The organism is Paenibacillus sp. GCM10027628 (assembly GCF_042676385.1).
Taxonomy (GTDB): Bacteria; Bacillota; Bacilli; order Paenibacillales; family NBRC-103111; genus Paenibacillus_E.
In genome coordinates, this window is sequence record NZ_JBHTHA010000064.1 from 1 (window position 1) to 1,287 (window position 1,287).

General features: G+C 46.5%; 1 protein-coding gene. It reads right to left on the minus strand.

Going from position 1 to position 1,287, the window contains the following annotated elements; genetic code table 11:
* Positions 1-1,176: IS110 family RNA-guided transposase (locus ACFQZT_RS32220; RefSeq protein WP_379307053.1), on the minus strand; the 1,176-nt coding region annotated here is incomplete at its 3' end.
* Between the last annotated feature and the right edge of the window lie 111 nt (positions 1,177-1,287).

Below are 1,287 nucleotides of genomic sequence, written 5' to 3' on the forward strand. Positions count from 1 at the left end.
GTGTTTTTTCATTCCCTTTTCCTTCGTATTGCTTTGATGCCATTGCCGGAACTGTGAGTGGTTACCGATCAGTTGTACAGTTGCTAGATACATGTACTTTCGTAGCATGGCATCCCCCCGTTTGGATAACGTAATCTGTCCCTTTCGTTTTCCCGAGCTACATTCCGCCAAATTTAACCCCGCTCTACGCAACAACTGATTGCCATGCGCATAGTTTTTAAGATCTCCTGCACCAGCTAAGATAGCTCCTACGAGGATCGTGCTTAGCCCTTTGATCGACTGTAACTGCCTAGCCACCGGGATCTCTTCCAGAAGTATCTTGCATTCTCCCTCAAGTGTTTGCAGCATGTTCTCTAACCGCTCATACTGCTCCACCAACCTTTCTATTTCCTTTTTTGCTTCCTCTAGCTCCTTTACACGTCCGACACTCCGCTTTGCTTCAGCTAAAAGTTCTGCCGCCTTCTGAATGCCGCGACTTCCACCTGCACGCTGCATATGTTGCTCTCGCCACTGTTCAATGACCTCTGTTGTCGTGAGCCCCTGTAATTCACTCGGAGTCGGGAACGCTTTAAGAGTTGCAACCGAACGACGGCATCTCCAGTCTGAAAAAACCTTGTCATACCCAGGAAAATGTATGTCTAACCAGCGTGTAATTCTGTTTTCCATGCGAATCCGATCCTCCAGCCAAAACTCTCGTTCCCCCATCAAGCTCCGCAATCTTTCGAAAGAGGCCGCTTGTGGCCGAACTTCGCTGTAATAGCCTCGGCTGACTAAGTCAGCGATGACCTGAGCGTCTTTGGGATCGCTTTTAGAAGGACAATTATCTCGATTTTCCTTGTTACGCTTCGTTGCGACCGGATTAACTAAAGCTACCTGCTGCTTCTGTTCCTCCAAGTGATCTGCAAACGTCCACCAATAATGGCCCGTCGGTTCCATTCCAATGATGGCATCTGTATACCCATGTTTCTTTAGCAAACGATGCATCCAATTTTGAAATGCCTCAAAACCTTCAAGTGAGTTTCTGAAGCGAAGTGGGTTATGAGTAAGAACAATCCCTCGATAATTTGTTGCGTGAGCAACATGAACTTCTTTCGCGATGTCCACCCCAATAATGAGATGTGTTGGGGAAATTCGTTCAATGCGTTGATTTTGAATGTGAATTTGTTTATGATTCATAGTAAGCGCCTCCTGGTGGGTATTTAAGGGCTTCTGACCCGTTGCAACCCCATCATACCGAGGCGCTCCTTTTTTGTCTAAGGCAATTTCTTAGCATTAACAGGAATGTTT